The 13,345-nt window shown below is 41.4% G+C and carries 10 protein-coding genes; 6 read left to right on the forward strand and 4 right to left on the reverse strand.

What is annotated here, in order from left to right; all coding sequences use genetic code 11:
- Window positions 1-8: 8 nt before the first annotated feature.
- The 4 genes from trhH to ACOTYN_RS19855 all read right to left on the reverse strand — a co-directional run bounded on the left by trhH (window position 9) and on the right by ACOTYN_RS19855 (window position 4,366).
- A complete protein-coding gene (gene trhH, locus ACOTYN_RS19840) occupies window positions 9-1,424 on the reverse strand; it encodes an IncHI-type conjugal transfer protein TrhH (protein WP_001257292.1) in 1,416 nt (471 codons plus the stop codon).
- Window positions 1,414-2,460 carry a thioredoxin family protein gene (locus tag ACOTYN_RS19845; protein WP_094935607.1) on the reverse strand — a complete coding sequence of 349 codons (1,047 nt, stop codon included), beginning with the start codon at window positions 2,458-2,460 and terminating at the stop codon, window positions 1,414-1,416. Before ACOTYN_RS19845 ends, trhH begins: the two co-directional genes overlap by 11 nt.
- 591 nt (window positions 2,461-3,051) lie before the next feature.
- Window positions 3,052-3,564 carry a hypothetical protein gene (locus ACOTYN_RS19850; RefSeq protein ID WP_001140952.1) on the reverse strand — a complete coding sequence of 171 codons (513 nt, stop codon included), beginning with the start codon at window positions 3,562-3,564 and terminating at the stop codon, window positions 3,052-3,054.
- Between the two features lies 1 nt (window position 3,565).
- Complete coding sequence (locus tag ACOTYN_RS19855; protein ID WP_000004208.1) at window positions 3,566-4,366, reverse strand: hypothetical protein; 801 nt, start codon at window positions 4,364-4,366, stop codon at window positions 3,566-3,568.
- Between the two features lie 759 nt (window positions 4,367-5,125).
- Between ACOTYN_RS19855 and mobI the strand changes: the two genes are divergently transcribed.
- The 6 genes from mobI to ACOTYN_RS19885 are packed head-to-tail and all read left to right on the forward strand — an operon-like array spanning window position 5,126 to window position 13,343.
- On the forward strand, window positions 5,126-5,611 hold the full coding sequence (gene mobI, locus ACOTYN_RS19860) for a conjugative transfer protein MobI(A/C) (RefSeq protein WP_000071885.1): 486 nt from the start codon (window positions 5,126-5,128) through the stop codon (window positions 5,609-5,611).
- On the forward strand, window positions 5,608-6,345 hold the full coding sequence (locus ACOTYN_RS19865; protein ID WP_000995978.1) for a hypothetical protein: 738 nt from the start codon (window positions 5,608-5,610) through the stop codon (window positions 6,343-6,345). Before mobI ends, ACOTYN_RS19865 begins: the two co-directional genes overlap by 4 nt.
- 9 nt (window positions 6,346-6,354) lie before the next feature.
- Complete coding sequence (mobH, locus tag ACOTYN_RS19870; protein WP_001011152.1) at window positions 6,355-9,501, forward strand: MobH family relaxase; 3,147 nt, start codon at window positions 6,355-6,357, stop codon at window positions 9,499-9,501.
- Entirely contained in the window at window positions 9,501-11,585 is a 2,085-nt protein-coding gene (gene traD / locus ACOTYN_RS19875; protein ID WP_001284073.1) for a conjugative transfer system coupling protein TraD, read from the forward strand. The genes mobH and traD overlap by 1 nt, the downstream gene beginning before the upstream one ends.
- The gene (locus ACOTYN_RS19880; protein WP_000343600.1) at window positions 11,585-12,694 is read left to right on the forward strand and encodes a hypothetical protein; all 1,110 of its coding nucleotides are present in this window, start codon (window positions 11,585-11,587) and stop codon (window positions 12,692-12,694) included. The genes traD and ACOTYN_RS19880 overlap by 1 nt, the downstream gene beginning before the upstream one ends.
- Entirely contained in the window at window positions 12,681-13,343 is a 663-nt protein-coding gene (locus ACOTYN_RS19885) for a DUF4400 domain-containing protein (RefSeq protein ID WP_000718549.1), read from the forward strand. The genes ACOTYN_RS19880 and ACOTYN_RS19885 overlap by 14 nt, the downstream gene beginning before the upstream one ends.
- The last annotated feature ends 2 nt before the right edge of the window (window positions 13,344-13,345 follow it).

Raw genomic sequence — 13,345 nt, forward strand, 5'->3', positions numbered from 1 at the left:
GTCAGACCTCAGTTACGTGTGCCACGAATACTTTCAGTGAAAGCCTTCCGTTGCAGGCGACGGTTATCCCAGGTTGAAATGACGTCCGAGCTGGTACCGACCTGGCTGTGCGATAGCTCATAGGCGGCTTTAACCTGTTTTGAGAGATTGTCTGTTAATCGGTTGAGATCATCCCTTTTACCCGACAGCGACTCACTCGGTATGCTCATGGTTGAAATTTTGGCCTCAACCTGGCGCAACATGTTGATTACGAGGCTCGTCGCAGCAATAGTGCTGATGTCCTGAATGTATGCGTACCCTTCCGGTGCTTCGAATGTTTGCAAAGAGTCGATAATGGTCGGGATGCCGATATAGGAGATAATGCGTAATTCATCATCTGAAACACGAACGTCGTTGATGATTTTTTTCTGTACGTTTAAAAGAAGATCAGAAATGGTATCCTTCAATCCCTTAAAACCACCGTCATTAACTTCTGACATGACAAGGCACTGAGCCTTTCGTGGGGATGATGGATCTGGTGCCGGAGAACACTTGAGCATTTTAATTGATCCGCCAGCTGGTGGCCCCATGATGTAATCCGTGACAGTCATGGTAGACGGGCGGACTTCCATTCCCGCTTTTTCGCCTTTGCTATCCCAGTTGATAATGACAGTACCTACGAGAGACATAAGTTGTTCTGCCAGTTTATAACCGGATAACTCCGTTACCCCTCCGATGTTCATCGTTCCCTTATCAATATCCATGAACGACATATAGAAGAGGTTACCACTGAATTTTTCAGCGAACTCTTCGGGATCCTTTGCTTTAACCTGAGAAGTGACAGCTTCAGGTGACTTTGTCATCGATGAGCCAAAATCAGGAATAAGACCATTAATCGATCCCAGAATTGAGGCTGGTCCAGAGCTAACTGAGTTAGCGAACTGGCTTGGCGTACCCACGTTTTCAGAAAGGAAAGAGTAAGTTGCATTGCATGAATCTTTCGCAAATTTATTTAGCGCTTGCAGTTTGTTTTGGATGTCATTAATCGTTGCAGCACAGTCAGCACAAATAGCTGAAACAGCAACGTTAAAAGCATAGATAGCCGCACCCTGGGCAATACCACGGGCCACCTGCACAAGCTGGTCCCCGTTGATCATGCTGAAGGACCCAAGAAAAACGTCAATACCGTTACAACCGACAGAAGCTTTTGGAAACGACATGGAAACAAGGTTGGTATTAACGTTTGTTGTTCGGTAAGACATTGACCCGCCAACTATGCCTGTACGGGTTGCTGTGGAAAAGGTGGCCGGGCTGGTAGACGTCATCATGCCATTGAAAATGTTACGCATTGCGTTGTCTGCATTTGCAGTCGGGGCTAAAATTGCAGCACAAACAGAAAGAGACAAAAGTAACTTTTTGAAGTTGAAAACGGCATTACTGCGCATAAGTGCCTCCAAAACTGCCGCCAGCATTGAGATAATTGACCGGATCGGCCGTAGGCATGTCATAGCCTTCGAGTTTTTGGTCCATTATTTTTTGAAGTAGGAATGGGTCTGATTCCATTTCGGATTTATTAACGGTAATAACGCCATCATCGCCGATGGTATATTGCCTTTTAATATCTAGAGTTGACTGGAACGAAGCGTCATCGATCAGATTCATGCCCTTCGCGGCAAGTATAATAGTGTTCTTTAATTCATCAGCGGAGATCATGCCTTCACTAATGCGCTGAGCTGATGTCCCATCCTTTGAAACCAGGAAAATTGTAGGTACCTCTCGAATTTTAAATTGATCAATAATTTGTGCGTTGGGGATGTTAAAATCCTGAAAAAGGCCATTATGCAATGGCCTTCCATCCATACTGATTGGAAGAATATCTACCGAATAATAGTTCTGCATAAATTGAAGTATTTGGCTTTCTTCGTGGCAAAACTGGCAAGTACTCTGGAAAAAGAAAAATAAACCTGACTTAGTAAAGATATCTTTCATTACCGTTTGCTGATTTTTTTCAACAACAGTGCGGTGAGCATCCAGTGCCACCTTTTCCACTGGTTGCCTGCGTTTTTCAGACATCATCGGGTTTTTAAGAAAATAATCTTTTGATTTGTCAGAAAAACGCGTACTGATATCCAGCATTAACCTTTGCGCCGTGTAATAACGTGATAGATTTTCTGCGGTAGGGTTATCCATTGCCTGCGTTAACAGTCGAGGCATATTCTCTTTTAGCCATTTTGAATTTAAATCTACCATTTCCTCTTTTGAAGGCGAGCTAGCAGCACCGGTTGGTGGCAAAACCTCTTCTTGTTCAGCTTCGCTTTTTTTAGCAGGATCGTCATACCAGAAGAAACCCTTCTTATAAGCCTGGCCAGATACAAAGGGCGTATCTTTTATTAGGGGTTGCTCAGGGCTGGCGTGGGCACCAGTAATTACCAAAGACATAAGCAAAACCATCTTTGAAGGCGCTAATGCAATACGAGTCATAGACCGTTCTCCTTTTCTGATGCGGTTATGATGGCATACAAAAAAAAGGTTAGAGCTCGTATAGCATGGTCGTTTTTATGTTGAAAAGGACGGAAAAGGAGTGCTGACTAAGAAGATAGTCTCGGTGATGGAAAGATCATCCATCTTGCACGTTGTCAAAAATCCGGTGTAACAAAAACATGGTTTTATCGAATATCTAAAAGCAAATATTGCTTTGAAAACAGGTGTATTTAGAGCTGAAAAAAATCATCACAAGTAATGCTGTTTCTATATTTCAAAAAAGGAATAGCTAAGGATCAAAGAAGCGAACTTAGACAAGAATATAAAATATATTAATTGAAAGCGATTAAGAAGTCGTCATGCATAGAAGGTTTTGAGAACCTAAGTAGTTTTACGTTTTCAACAGAAAAAAAGGTGCACATTTTTGGAACGAAGAAAAACTGAATAAAGAAAAATCAAATTATATCTTTACTTGTCAAGAGTTGATATTTAAGTTGTAACTAATATTTGATTGTAAAGCAAACAACAGAATTTGACTTAAGTCAATATTTAGATTCAGACAAGGCAAGTTTCGCGATATCTTTTTTAAATTTAATCTAATTCTTCTTGAGAATACCTCTCTATGGCTGAAGCAGTTGAAGATAATCTGCAACGTGGACAATGAGCATCATTTGTCACTGGCACAATGTATGGGCGTTTACATTTTTCGCAGGCACCTAGTTCTTCAATTTCTTTCATAGAAGTAAGGATTTCTATTATTTTATTAACTTCCGGTGCGCATACAAAGTATCCCAGATTATGAAGGACACTCATTATTCGGTTGAAGTCAATTTGCCGAAAACTCGCTTCCGGATTTATTGGATCAAAACCAAAATAGTTAACTGCGACATCAATAACAGCAGAAAAGGCTCGGCGGTTATCTGTGCGTTTGCTCCAGCCCCGGATACCTTTTTTGAGTTTTGTTTTTGCACCAGGCTCAAAATCGATATTTTCAGCAACATGATTACCGTACAAAATTCGTATTGTATTTTTATTTGCCCCAAGCGACATAGTTCTTGCTGCTCGCAATAGAGCATTAGCTTTTGTTTGATCGACCTTTGCCATATCAATAATCCTTTAACATAACTTTATTTGTTAAAGTGTTGAACACATCCTGACGGTGACTGGTGAACATAGTGTCATAACGTAATAGTTCCATCAAATCATCACTAACTTTTCCTAACCGGATGTCAGCAGACAATTCATAAGCCCAGGCAAAAACTTTCGTTTTAAGTGAAACACTCTCTTCAATATGCCCTTGTGAGAAAGCAATTGTACGTGGGAAAAGAACGACATCGTTAATTGTTTTTAACGATGAATAACCAATGTCTTTAATAGCATCAGCTGTAGTTGGTTTTAAACCAAAGAAAATACTTACAAACTCTGGTGCGAGCATTGAGATAAAGAACACCTGCATAAAGTAGTCATTCTGTATATCAACACATTTAGAACGCAACTCATGAATCTTCTTGGGATTATAGATATCCACTGTACCATTCAGAAAAGTCACTTTTTCACCGGCATCGTAAATACCATAGTCAATATCATTTGTATCATATTCACGAATTACATTGGAATCACCGTCCAAGACCGCAGAAAAAAACCTCTCCCATGTAATTTCCTTTCCGAGTGTACGCGGAACCAAAAAACTACCTGGACGTGTTTCCACTTCAAAAGCTAAATCAGCGGCTGTACTAAATCCTTTCCCAAATAGGCGACGCTGGAGAAGAGGAGTCCCAGTTTGATATGCAGAAGATCCATGCACAGGCAATAACATTAAAAATGCACGGTAACTACGAATAAGCGAAATCTCAGTGCGGAAAAGTTTACCGAGTAAGCTACGAGTTAAATTATCAGATTCTGACATGTGCTGATTGTCCTTGCGCCATTACAATTGTTCAAATCTTCAACATGGATTTTTTGTTAGGTGTTCGGTAGGGTGAAAAGTAACTTTTAGTATTTTCTTAAGGCTTGAATAAGCCTTAAATCTATCCCTTCAACCACACCGCTTACTTGTAACACTTTTTAACCAAACTAACCAGAATTTTATCAAAAATTCCTGCGCATGCTAACGAAATGTGAAGCGATTAAAAAAAAACCTAAATCCAGCCCCTCCCAACGTTGGATTAGAATAACGACGTCTTTCACTGACCGTCATAAACTGACATTTTTACTTTTCATCAACCTCATGCTTACATAGGATCACTAAACAAAGAAAAGTGACCCTATGAATGCCTCACATAGGGTCACTTATGTTTGAAAAGTGACCCTATGTAATGTCGTCATAGGGTCACTTTTTATAAAAGTGTCACTATGGACAAAGTTCCATAGGGTCATTTTTTTTGGAAAAGTGGCACTAGATATATGTATAACTTTAATAGAGCAATGCACATTATCAAAAGCAATAATCCACAATGGTCATTCTGTCAAAAGTAACTTTAGGGGGTAGCGATGGAAGTGAGGCTAAACTCGCTGTTACTGTTTCTGAAGGCCCCTCCCGAATGGGGGAAACAGCGAGTGCATTACATCTGTTCAATTCCCTCATCAAAGAGCATTCAAAAATCTTCTGTTCGTGAAAAAAAACGGAAATTTCCTCCGGTATAGTAATTTCACATCAGGAGGCGTCATGAGTAATTCAAATCTTATAAGTTCTATAGAGCTAACACGTAAAAATTTACGTGCTCAGATTGAAGGTTTGCGTGTTGAGGCTGAAGATCTCATTACAAAATACTGGATCAAGTGGAAGGAACGAAACCACCAAGAGATTAACCTTACCCGACATAGCAAAGTTCCAAAGAGGGAGTACCTGGGTTCTTACGCACCAAAAGTTGAGCTAATTGGTAATGCCAGAAAAGTAACGATCACTTGGCATCAGTTCAGCCCTTATAAAACAAGAGCGCCTAGCCACATGTCAAAACGGGTGCAACCAATGAAAAGTGGAAAATATTCTAAGAACTGTTTTGTAAACCATGCCAGCTGGGAATACGAAATGATTTCTGAAACGGAAGCATTGCTGGAGCCTTACAGAGAAATGCTTGAGCTCTATCATTCAGCATATATCGAACTTGGACGAAAAATCCGTCAATACTCAAAAACTAAGGTGGCACAATGAACGACGCAATTATCACGGACAATGAGCGTATTAACATTGAACCAAAAGATGTAATGGTAAAAGGTTCAAATAAAAAGCAAGGCGTAAACGCTCAAACTTCTACTCAACGTAGACCAGAGCACCAGGGTATGGCCAAAGTTATTATTAACCCCGGCACCCCAGACTTTAACCGGTTTTTAACTGCCAGAAATGGAGCAGTCATCAGAGGTTTTGATGATGTGAGTATCGCTATTTCCTCTCTCTTTAAAACGGTTGATGCAGTTAAACATCCTGACCTTGTTCAGGCTATTCAGGATTGGTTCAACGAGCTGCATGAAGAAAACAATAAGATGAAAGAAAATCTTGTTGCTTATATTAAGTCAATTGAGTTCGACAAGAATGACTCATTCATGTCATCAACTCAGTTTGTACCTTTCAGTTTTGAACCAGTACAACTCAACTTCAATAACCACAACACCATGAGGTTTTACAAGTACATCTTCGAGATGAACCAGCTCATGAACACAATGTATGAGTACAACTCATTGGGTTTACTGGCTGTAAGCGACTATCCGGTTATGTCTCACAACATTATAAAGAGTATTAATTTATATGTTGAGAATGTGAAAAAGACTCTGAATGTTTCTCGCCGTAAGGATGGGCCATACAGTCCAGCAGAGTTCATCACCAAAGTAATGCAATATAAAAGTGTGCAGGCATACATTGCAGCCGAACTGTCAGGCAAACGTCGATAAGGTATGATGATGAATTTCAGGGCGCTGTATTTATGTATTAAACGGATTTTGGGGATATTCTCATCTCAGGAGAATGATGCAACCTCTGTAATGATTGAGGATATATCAAGCCTCTCTCCTTTTGCGCAGATTCTAGGAGATCAGAAGTACACTGTTCCTGATCATCCAAATCCAGAAGTCCTGAAATTCATCGAGTATCCAACTCGTCCGACGGGCATACAGACATTTAATGAACAGTCAATCCTGTCTCTGTATCGGGAAAAGCTGCACTCAATTTCAATGATGTTAGCTATCAGCGATAGCGACATCAGGGACGATGCATATACATTTACTAATTTAGTTTTAAAGCCCTTGGTTGAATATGTTCGCTGGATACATCTTTTGCCAGCTTCCGAAAATCATCATCATAATGGTATTGGTGGGTTACTTTCTCACAGCCTGGAAGTGGCCATACTCTCTTTAAAAAATGCGCATCACTCAGAACTGAGACCAATCGGATATCAAGATGAAGAAGTAGTCCGTAGAAAAGTATATCTCTATGCTGCGTTTATCTGTGGTTTAGTCCATGATGCCGGAAAGGTTTACGATCTCGACATTGTAAGCCTGAATTTAGCTAGTCCGATCATTTGGACGCCAAGCTCACAAAGTCTTCTTGACTGGGCACGTGAAAATGACGTGGTTGAATACGAAATCCACTGGCGAAAGCGTATTCATAATCAACATAATATCTGGTCCAGCGTTTTCCTTGAGCGAATCCTAAACCCGGTATGTCTTGCATTTTTGGATCGGGTAAATAAAGAACGTGTTTATTCAAAAATGATCACCGCCCTAAACGTTTATACTGATGGGAATGACTTTTTGTCTAAATGCGTGAGGACCGCTGATTTCTATTCTACTGGTACAGACCTTAATGTTTTACGTGACCCTATCATGGGTCTGCGTTCTAATGATGCAGCAGCAAGGGCCATTAGTACCATCAAGCACAACTTTACCAGTATCAATATCAACAATTACAATGCTAAGCCTATGCACATCATTATCGTAAATGGTGAGGTATACCTTAACGAGAACGCATTCCTTGATTTTGTTCTCAATGATTTCGAATTACATAAATATAACTTCCCTCAGGGAGAGGCTGGTAAGACCGTATTGGTAGAATCCCTAGTTCAACGTGGTTACGTCGAGCCCTATGATGATGAGCGTGTCGTTCACTACTTCATTCCGGGTATCTATTCGGAAAACGAAATATCAAACATCTTTAGAAATGGGATAGGGAAACTAGAATTCTATAACCTTCTTAAGCTAAGGTGGATTGGTTTAATCTTTGATTCCTATAAAATCCCTGACTCAGTGCCGGGTCTTTTTAGCGTTAATGCCAATAAAGACTTTATTTACATTGACGAGCAAAAAACAGTTACTGAATACAGAAGACCAGTGCCCGGTCGGGACGTTATAACTAAAATTACTGATACTGTTGAGACGGCTGTTCTTAAGGTTAATGATTTAGGCCGCTCCTCTGCCTCTATTGATGTTGATATACATTCTAAGAAAAATGAAGGCTCATCCGACGATTTTGAGAAGAAAGCCGAAAGTGATAATGAAATTGATAATGACACGCAGATAGTTAAATCTGAGGGTGAGGAAGCAGCTGATCCTGTCATTCCTGATATAGAAGAAAGTGAAGATGAATCGGCAAAGGACACGGAATCCCATGTCCTGGTCAACCAACTTCATGAACTCCTTTTAAGCGCTCCACTTTCCAATGACTATATAGTGTGTGTTGATGCTGTCCCCTACCTCAACATAGATACCACTATGGCATTGCTGCCGGGATTAGATGAAAAAGCATTCAGTGAAGAGCCCTATTTCCAACTGACATTCAGAGAAGGCTCTCTCGATGGAATGTGGATAGTAAGGGACATTGACGATCTGCGTTTAGTCCAGCTCGGCGATAACTGCGCCGGGTTCCAGCTCACCTATCATGAGCCAAGAAGGCCAACAACTTTAAAGTCACTTTTCAATACTTCTATGTATCAGGCATTAGTGATTAATGATGAGTCTTCTGTTGAAAACTCTGCCCCACGTCCAAAGCAAACGCTTGAGCTGCCTCCCCCACGTGTAAATGCAGTCGAAGAACATTCTGGCGACGTGGAATATCATGGAACCGATAGTGCATCCGCGACTGGTCCGCTGAAAACTGAGGCTGTGGAATATGAACATTATCAACATCTTTTTGAGAAAGAAGATGAAGAGCATGAGATCATTGATTATACCGATTTCTCACAGCTTAGTGTTTCTCGGCCAGAAGTCGGTAGTTGTGCAACAAGCTCTTCGGTCCATAATGAAAAGCTTCTCTCCGAGCCGTCAGAATTACCAGAACTTAACCGAGAACAGAACGCTGATCCCCAGGGTACGAATGAACGCTCTATGGATGTTTCTGTAGGACAAGAAAACTCAGAACCAGATACTGAGGGTAACTGCCCACCACCAGCTGAAGTTGTGTATTCCCAGACCGAAGCAGCCGCAACCAGTGTGATGGCAAGTGAAGAGCCCGCCTTACCTCCTGTACTTGAAGAATCAAATGGAGAGCATGCGCCCACAGACGCTAAGGGGCATCATCTTTCGCCAGCACTGGCCAGACTGTTCGCCCCAACAGCACCGGTAGAAAAACAAAATCCCAAGCGCAACCGGAATAAATCATCGGACAAAGCAGAAGTACAAAAACCAGCATCACCTGTTTCTGGTCACAATCTGAACAGTAAAGTCTTTGCATCTACTGAATCAGACCAAAATGGTGAATTCTCGCTTATAAGCGAAGGTGACGTTACAGAGCTTGAATTTGTAGAAATTGCGTTAGTACTGCATCAAATTCTGTCCAAAATGGAGGTGGCGTTTAAAAGAAAGCGCAAAAACAGATTTATGGTAAGTACTCCTAATACTCTCTATCTGACCCAATCTTGCGTGGAAAAATTTGGGTCGCAGTTAGAGGCTCAAGATCTTTTCAATAAGCTTCCTCAGTACCTCGTTAATTCTGGTGCTGTGATCAATACAAAATGCCATGCATTTAACATGCCTACTTTGCTGGCCGCATCAGACCGGGCGAAAGTGGACATTGAACGAATTATCAATAACCTGAAAGAGGCTGGGAACCTATAATGTCAGATTCGAAGAGGACTAACCTCCATGCACAAGAGAATTTTTATCGGCCTATTCTTGAGTATCGTAGTGCCTCAATACTTTTGATTTGTTCGGTTTCTATGCTTTATATGGGACTTTCTTCAGACGGACTGGACATCGCCCCAATAGTTCTGTTCACCTCAATATTGCTTTTTTTGCTGTGCCTTTATCGTTGCAAAACAGCAGCGCCATTTTTGATGGCTCATTGGCGTGTATTCAAGCGACATTTCATGTTCGTTAGTCTTGATTCACTGCGTGTAATTAACAAAAGTAACTTTTTCTCCAATGAGCGAAAGTATCGTCAACTGGTTCAGGATTATCAAAATAAAAATAAGGATATACCCGAGCGAAAGTCCTATTTTTGTGATGGGTTTGAGTGGGGTCCGGAACATGCGGATCGGGCATATCAAATAGCTAACCTCTCCAGTGATAAACGTGAGATCGAGTTGCCATTCGTCTTCAACCCAATTAAGAGACATTTTGACGCAATGGCTCGTAAGATGGGCGGCAGCAATGCAATTTTTGCTGTGGAACGTAGGGAACCCATATTTGTAACTGAAGACAATTGGTTTGGTCATACTCTGATAACCGGAAACGTGGGTACCGGGAAAACGGTGCTACAGCGTTTACTAAGCATTAGCATGCTTCATCTTGGTCATGTTGTTGTTGTCATAGATCCAAAGAACGATGCAGAGTGGCGAGAATCTCTAATGGAAGAGGCTAAGACCCTCGGTCTTCCTTTCTATAAATTTCATCCTGGCCAGCCAGCATCTTCGGTCTGTATTGATGTCTGCAACACCTATACTAATGTTTCTGACCTAACATCTCGTCTTTTGAGCTTGGTGACAGTTCCCGGTGAGGTTAACCCATTCGTTCAGTATGCCAAGGCTCTCGTTTCCAATGTGATTTCCGGGCTTTCTTACATAGAGAAAAAGCCTTCTATTTATCTGATTCACAAGAACATGAAAAGCCACATGTCTATTGTGAATCTTACAGTCAAGGTAATGGAGTCATGTTACGCGAGATATTATGGTTACGATGTCTGGACCGAAAAAGTTAAGTACGTCGCTAACGATACCTTGCCGGTACGTTTCAAGCGTCTCGCTGAATGGTTTACGGCTCATTTCATGAATTACGAGGGGTCCGAACAAATAGACTGGTTAGATACTGTTTCCCAGCTTATTGATTACTCAATGTCCGACCCAGAGCATATGGCTAAAATGACCGCAGGTATTATGCCTGTTTTCGATATGCTCATTGAAAAACCTTTAAATGAGCTTTTATCTCCTAACCCGAACTCAGTATCATCAAGAGAAATTGTAACAAGCGAAGGGATGTTCAGCACTGGCGGGGTGCTATACATTTCGCTTGATGGCCTTTCAAACCCCGATACAGCAGCTGCTATTTCTCAATTAATAATGTCAGATCTGACCTCCTGTGCCGGTAGTCGCTACAACGCTCAAGATGGTGATATGTCAGCTAATTCCAGGATAAGTATTTTTGTTGATGAGGCACACTCAGCCATTAACAACCCTATGATTAACCTTCTGGCGCAGGGTCGTGCAGCGAAAATTGCACTGTTTATTTGCACCCAAACCATCTCCGACTTTATTGCTGCGGCAAGTGTTGAAACTGCCAATCGAATTACGGGGCTCTGCAACAATTATATAAGCTTGCGAGTCAACGATACTCCTACTCAGACGCTTGTTGTAGAGAACTTTGGTAAGAGTGCGATAAGCACAAATATGGTCACTTATACGACCGGTTCAGAAACATCTTTGCCGCATAATAACTTCTCAGGTTCAATCTCAGAAAGAAAGCAGACAACTTTAGAAGAGAGTATTCCAAAGGATCTCTTGGGTCAGGTCCCTATGTTTCACATAGTTGCCAGGCTTCAAGATGGCAGGAAGGTTGTAGGCCAAATCCCTATTGCTGTTGCTGAGAAACAAATGAAGCCAAACACAACTCTGTCGGAAATGCTTTTCAAGAAGGCCGGAAAAGTTACTTTGCGTCAAAATCTCGATATCAAAAATCTTAATAAATTTCTAAGGAAGTTGCATTGATGGATGAAAAAATTGTCCTGACGCGCCAGCAAATTTTAAGCTCTGCACTAAAAGTCAGCAAATGTCGCTCGCTCGTAAAAAGGCGCTTTCAGTCTTTGGGTTTAAAGTACGCAGATTCTCAGGAAGTTCGAGATCGGCTAACTATGATAGAAAAAAACGCGTTTCATCATTTGGGAAAATTTTGTCAGAGCAACGATATCGATTCCCTATTCTCCATGGCAAATACCCTGTCTGAGCTTTTCCTTTTAAAGGGAGAGTTGATCACGACTGATCCCTTTGGGGACCGTGAAACCAGCTACTGGTCGGTACCACAAGGATCATGCCATGAATGGATTCAATCACTGACCACCAGCGAAGGTCCTGAACGTAAATTCGTTAGTTTCCGTATTTCTTTCGATAACAATGACGTACGGTGTGATCTTGTAAAAAAGAATGCCCGTATGCTTGGTTGTTATCTTTTGCCTTATTTCGTCGATTTAACACGCACGGTGGGCGCATTCATTAATTTGCCAGGTAGTGTCTCTTTTAAACAAGTACAGCGCATCAAACCCCAGATTCATCCAGAAACAACACATAGTCATATAGTTACTATTGAGGACTCTCCCTTTCTTTCTCGGTTAAAATTTAAAATCATTACTGCCATAGATCAGCTTCCTGACCCTAATGGCCTTTATACAAACACCTTTAACAGCATTATTGACCGTGCACTGCTGACTCATCTCAAAACCGAACAGGAAAAAATAGATAGTCCAAGAGTCTGCAAAAATGTGATTTCGGCTTTTGCCGACTCAACTCTTTCTCTGCCGGTGTTTAACATCGGCCTAAACGAGCAGTACAGATACTGGACGCCGTGGGGCATCAACTTTATAGAATTTTCCCGCCAGGCCGCAAAAGCAAGGACCGCTGTATTTGTTCCTGATGTGGGACAGATCGAGTGGAAAAGCGCAGAGCATAAAGAACTGGCGGAGTTAAGCCTCATCGACCAAATCATACCTAAACAGTACCACTGGCTCCTGGGTATCCCGACGATGTGGCGTAACAACTATTGCAATCACGATCAGAGGCTAGCTCTTTTTCGTGAATGGAGGGAAAGCAATGGCTGCGGATAATACAAGCAGGGCAGCAGTGCTCAGAACAATGCTTTTTTTTGGCATGGTCATTTATTTTGGTTACAGCTTGGCTTTCCAGAATACTGAGGAGCTCAAATATCAGATTACTCAGGAGGTTAATGCAAGCCGGTCCATCATATCAAATGACCGTTGGAAGTCTGTCATTGCAAATAGTGAAGCGACTTTAAATTGGTTGGTACATGACTATAAGTTAATTGACTATCTGAATACTATTCTGATCCCTGACACCAAAAAACCAGCCAGAGGTATTAACATTGTTGCTGAAAAATTTACCTCTATTAATTACACTATGGCCAAAAACATACCCCTCTTACTTTATCAGTCCATTTTCCGGTGGAACTTAATCCTGGGGTGGCTAATCGTTTTTCTGCCCTATCTATTTGCCATGCTAGCAGATGGAATGTACCAGTGGAAATTGAAGAGGTACGTATTTGGTAAGGTTACAGTTCAGTTTTATCGTATTTGGTTTCGAGCATTTTGGGTGATCAGTGCTTTAACGATGGTCTACCTGGTCATGCCAAATATGTCACTATTTAACAATATCGCTCAACTTTTCCCACCAGTCGCTTTATTGATACTGGGAATTGCATTGAATCGCTTGTGGTCTAACTTTCAAAAACTCATGTAAAG

The organism is Enterobacter cloacae complex sp. IR5458, from assembly GCF_049238025.1.
In the GTDB taxonomy this organism is placed as follows: domain Bacteria; phylum Pseudomonadota; class Gammaproteobacteria; order Enterobacterales; family Enterobacteriaceae; genus Enterobacter; species Enterobacter kobei.

Bases quoted from the DNA above. Each gene is read 5' to 3' on its own strand.
- mobI (WP_000071885.1), top strand. From the start codon at position 5,126: ATGAGTAATTCAAATCTTATAAGTTCTATAGAGCTAACACGTAAAAAT.
- traD (WP_001284073.1), top strand. From the start codon at position 9,501: ATGTCAGATTCGAAGAGGACTAACCTCCATGCACAAGAGAATTTTTAT.
- ACOTYN_RS19880 (WP_000343600.1), top strand. From the start codon at position 11,585: ATGGATGAAAAAATTGTCCTGACGCGCCAGCAAATTTTAAGCTCTGCA.
- mobH (WP_001011152.1), top strand. From the start codon at position 6,355: ATGAATTTCAGGGCGCTGTATTTATGTATTAAACGGATTTTGGGGATA.
- trhH (WP_001257292.1), bottom strand. From the start codon at position 1,424: ATGCGCAGTAATGCCGTTTTCAACTTCAAAAAGTTACTTTTGTCTCTT.
- ACOTYN_RS19845 (WP_094935607.1), bottom strand. From the start codon at position 2,460: ATGACTCGTATTGCATTAGCGCCTTCAAAGATGGTTTTGCTTATGTCT.
- ACOTYN_RS19865 (WP_000995978.1), top strand. From the start codon at position 5,608: ATGAACGACGCAATTATCACGGACAATGAGCGTATTAACATTGAACCA.
- ACOTYN_RS19850 (WP_001140952.1), bottom strand. From the start codon at position 3,564: ATGGCAAAGGTCGATCAAACAAAAGCTAATGCTCTATTGCGAGCAGCA.
- ACOTYN_RS19885 (WP_000718549.1), top strand. From the start codon at position 12,681: ATGGCTGCGGATAATACAAGCAGGGCAGCAGTGCTCAGAACAATGCTT.
- ACOTYN_RS19855 (WP_000004208.1), bottom strand. From the start codon at position 4,366: ATGTCAGAATCTGATAATTTAACTCGTAGCTTACTCGGTAAACTTTTC.